At 65.2% G+C, this 3,538-nt stretch carries 3 protein-coding genes; all 3 read right to left on the bottom strand.

The window, feature by feature from the left end; genetic code table 11:
* Window positions 1-29: 29 nt before the first annotated feature.
* The 3 genes from murB to murG are packed head-to-tail and all read right to left on the bottom strand — an operon-like array spanning window position 30 to window position 3,522.
* A complete protein-coding gene (murB, locus tag EOD15_RS30875; RefSeq protein WP_127322152.1) occupies window positions 30-995 on the bottom strand; it encodes a UDP-N-acetylmuramate dehydrogenase in 966 nt (321 codons plus the stop codon).
* Entirely contained in the window at window positions 992-2,398 is a 1,407-nt protein-coding gene (gene murC / locus EOD15_RS30870; RefSeq protein ID WP_127322153.1) for a UDP-N-acetylmuramate--L-alanine ligase, read from the bottom strand. The genes murB and murC overlap by 4 nt, the downstream gene beginning before the upstream one ends.
* Window positions 2,395-3,522 (bottom strand): undecaprenyldiphospho-muramoylpentapeptide beta-N-acetylglucosaminyltransferase, encoded by a 1,128-nt coding sequence (gene murG / locus EOD15_RS30865; RefSeq protein WP_127322154.1) that lies wholly within the window; start codon window positions 3,520-3,522, stop codon window positions 2,395-2,397. Before murG ends, murC begins: the two co-directional genes overlap by 4 nt.
* Between the last annotated feature and the right edge of the window lie 16 nt (window positions 3,523-3,538).

The raw sequence follows: 3,538 nt of genomic DNA, 5'->3' as shown, positions 1-3,538 counted from the left end.
ATGAACTTCAACACGCGCCACGCTGCGCTTTAAAGAAGCTGTCCCAAAAACTCCTGAACCGCATGTCCCGGCCGGAAATTGCCGATGCGCTTGATTTCCCATTGCAGCCGGATACCGGAATTCTCCAGCACCCGCGTGCGCACCGTCTCGCCGAGATATTCTAGGTCGTAGCCGGTCGCGGTTCCCGTGTTGATCATGAAGTTGCAATGCATCGGCGACATCTGGGCGCCGCCGATCATCAGGCCGCGGCAGCCCGCTCTGTCGATCTCCTTCCAGGCCGACGTGCCTTCCGGATTCTTGAAGGTCGAGCCGCCGGTCTTCTCGCGGATCGGCTGCACGGTCTCGCGATGGTTCTGCACGGCCTCCATCGCCGCCTTGATCGCCGCTCTGTCCTCGGCAAAGCCCTCGAACACGGCCGAGGTGAAGATCAGCCCGGCAGGCGCCGCCGAATGGCGATAGGCGTAACCCATATCGGCATTGCTCAGCGTCTGCACATTGCCCTTGCGGTCGAGCGCTCGCACTTCGACGACCCGCTCGCGCGTCTCGACGCCGTTGGCGCCTGCGTTCATCCGCAGCGCACCGCCGATTGCACCCGGAATGCCGTGGTAGAAATGAAAGCCGCCAATGCCGGCCTCGAGCGCCACCGCTGCGACGCGCTTGTCGGGGGTCGCGGCTCCCGCCTTGATCCTGATCGGCGAAATCACCTCGGCCTCGCCGAAGCCCTTGGCTGAAAGGCGGATGACAAAGCCCTCGATGCCGCCATCGCGGACCAGAAGGTTCGAGCCGACGCCGACGACGGTCAGTGGTATCTCTTCGGGAACGGCTTTCAGGAACACCGCAAGATCTTCCTCGTCGGCCGGCTGGAACAGCACCTCAGCCAGACCCCCTGCACGGAACCAGGTGATCTTGTCCATCTCGGCGTTCGGCGTCAGGCGGCCGCGCAGGCCGGCAAGCCGGTCGCCCAGTCTGTCGATCAGGGCCTGGCCGTGCATCATGAGACGGTCCCGCCAAGCTCCTTGGGCAATGCATAGGCCCATTGGGTGATGTTGCCGGCGCCCAGGAAGACGACGAAGTCACCCGGCTTTGCCAGATCACGGATGACGGGCGCGATCGCCGCCGGATCCTCGATGTAGCGTGCGTCGCGATGGCCGCCGGCGCGGATGCGCGACACCAGCGCGTCCGAGCTGACGCCGTCGATCGGCTCTTCGCCGGCCGCGTAGACCGGCGCCACCATCACTGTGTCGGCGTCGTTGAAGCAGGTGGAAAACTCGTTGAACAAATCATGCAGCCGGGTGAAGCGATGCGGCTGGGCAATGGCGATGACGCGACCTTGGGTGGCGCTGCGCGCCGCCTTCAGCACCGCCGAGATCTCGACCGGATGGTGGCCGTAATCGTCGAATATTTCGACGCCGTCCCACGAACCGGTATGGGTGAAGCGGCGCTTGACGCCGGCGAAGGACGACAGGCCCTTCTTGATCGCCTCGGCCGACAGGCCGAGCTCATGCGCGACCGCGATCGCTGCCGTCGCGTTGGAGACGTTGTGGCGGCCGGGCATCGGCAGGCGCAGGCCTGCTATGACAGTCTGGCCGCCTGTCTTGCGGTCGCGGATCACCACGTCGAATTCCGAAATGGCACCTGCCATGCGGTGATTGGTAAAGCGCACGTCGGCCTGCGCATTCTCGCCATAGGTGATGACCCGGCGGTCCTCGATGCGGCTGACCAGTGCCTGCACCTCGGGGTGGTCGGTGCACATCACGCCAAAACCGTAGAACGGCACGTTCTCGACGAACTGGCGGAACGCCTCGCGCACTTTGTCGAAGCTGCCATAGTGATCGAGATGCTCGGGATCGATGTTGGTGACGACCGCGATCTCGGCCGGCAGTTTCAGGAAAGTGCCGTCGCTTTCGTCGGCTTCGACCACCATCCATTCGCCGTCGCCCATGCGAGCATTGGTGCCATAGGCATTGATGATGCCGCCATTGATGACGGTCGGATCGAGCCCGCCGGCATCGAGCAAGGTCGCCACCATCGAGGTCGTCGTCGTCTTGCCATGCGTGCCGCCGATCGCCACCGCCTGGCGAAAGCGCATCAGCTCGGCCAGCATTTCGGCCCGGCGCACGATCGGCAGCAGCTTTTCGCGCGCGGCCTTCAGCTCCGGGTTGGATTTCTTGATCGCCGTCGAGACGACGACCACCTCGGCATCGCCGAGATTCTCGGCCCTATGGCCAACGAAGCATTCGATGCCCTTGTCGCGCAGCCGCTGCACATTGGCGCTTTCGGCCTGATCGGACCCTTGCACCTTGTAGCCGAGATTGTGCAGCACTTCGGCAATGCCGCTCATGCCGATGCCGCCAATGCCGATGAAATGCACAAGGCCGATGGTCTGCGGCATCTTCATGCTTGCGTCCCCTTCCTGAAATCCGAAACGGTTTTTTTGGACGCAATAGCCTCTGTAAGATCAGCGAGCAACCGTGCCGCGTCCGGCCTGCCGGCCGATTTCGCACCCGCCGCCATCGCCATCAGCCGATCGGGGTCCTCCATCAGCTCGCCAATGAGCGCTGCGATGCGTTCGGGCGAGAGCGAGGATTGCGGGTGCACTTCGCCGCCGCCGGCAGCGGCAAGGGCCGCCGCGTTCGCCGCCTGATCGTGGTCGAGCGCATAGGGGTAAGGCACCAGCAGCGCCGGCCGGCCGATGACGGCGATCTCCGAGACGGTCGAAGCGCCGGAGCGCGAGATCACCAGGTGCGCGGCCGCCATGCGCTGCGCCATGTCGGTGAAGAAGGGCGAGACCTCGACGGCGAGGCCAAGCGCGGCATAGGCCGCCTTGACCCGCGCCACGTCATCCGCGCGCGCTTGTTGGGTGATCACCAGGCGCTTGCGCTGGGCATTGGACAGGAGCGCGATGGCTCCCGGCACGGCATCGGAAAAGAACTGGGCGCCCTGGCTGCCGCCGAACACCAGCAGTCGGAACGGCTGTTCCCCGGTCGATGCCGCATAATTCGTCCTGGCCGCTTCCAGCACGGCCGGCCTGACCGGATTGCCTGTCGTCACCGTCTTGACCCCGGCAGCACTGGTGTCCTGCGGCAGGAAGCCGCCGGCGATGGCATCGACACGGCCAGCCAGCGCCCGGTTGGCGCGCCCCATCACCGCGTTCTGCTCATGGATCAGCGTCGGCACCTTGCGCCGTGTCGCCGCGTAGAGCGGCGGCAAGGTTGGATAGCCACCGAAGCCGACGACGGCATCCGGCTTGATCCTGCCGATGACGGCGGAGGCCTGGCGCACGCCCCGCCAGATTTTCCAGAAGGCACCAAGCAGGGCAAAAGGATTTTTCGAGCCCATCGTCGCCGACTGGATCGGGTGGACGGCGGCGGCCGGAAAATGGCCGGCGAAACGCTCCGCACGGTCGTCGGTTGCCAGATGCACCGACCAGCCGCGCTCGTTCAACTCATGCGCCAGCGCCTCGGCCGGGAAAAGATGCCCACCGGTGCCGCCTGCCGCGAGAAGGATGACGCCTCTGGCCATATCACTCCGCCGGCAC

Source organism: Mesorhizobium sp. M7A.T.Ca.US.000.02.2.1 (assembly GCF_003996995.1).
GTDB lineage: Bacteria > Pseudomonadota > Alphaproteobacteria > Rhizobiales > Rhizobiaceae > Mesorhizobium.
Note: the sequence above shows the minus strand (reverse complement) of the source record. Positions and strands in the feature narration are given on the sequence as shown.

Coding starts and splice junctions, on each gene's coding strand:
- murB (WP_127322152.1), bottom strand. CDS start 995: ATGATGCACGGCCAGGCCCTGATCGACAGACTGGGCGACCGGCTTGCC.
- murC (WP_127322153.1), bottom strand. CDS start 2,398: ATGAAGATGCCGCAGACCATCGGCCTTGTGCATTTCATCGGCATTGGC.
- murG (WP_127322154.1), bottom strand. CDS start 3,522: ATGGCCAGAGGCGTCATCCTTCTCGCGGCAGGCGGCACCGGTGGGCAT.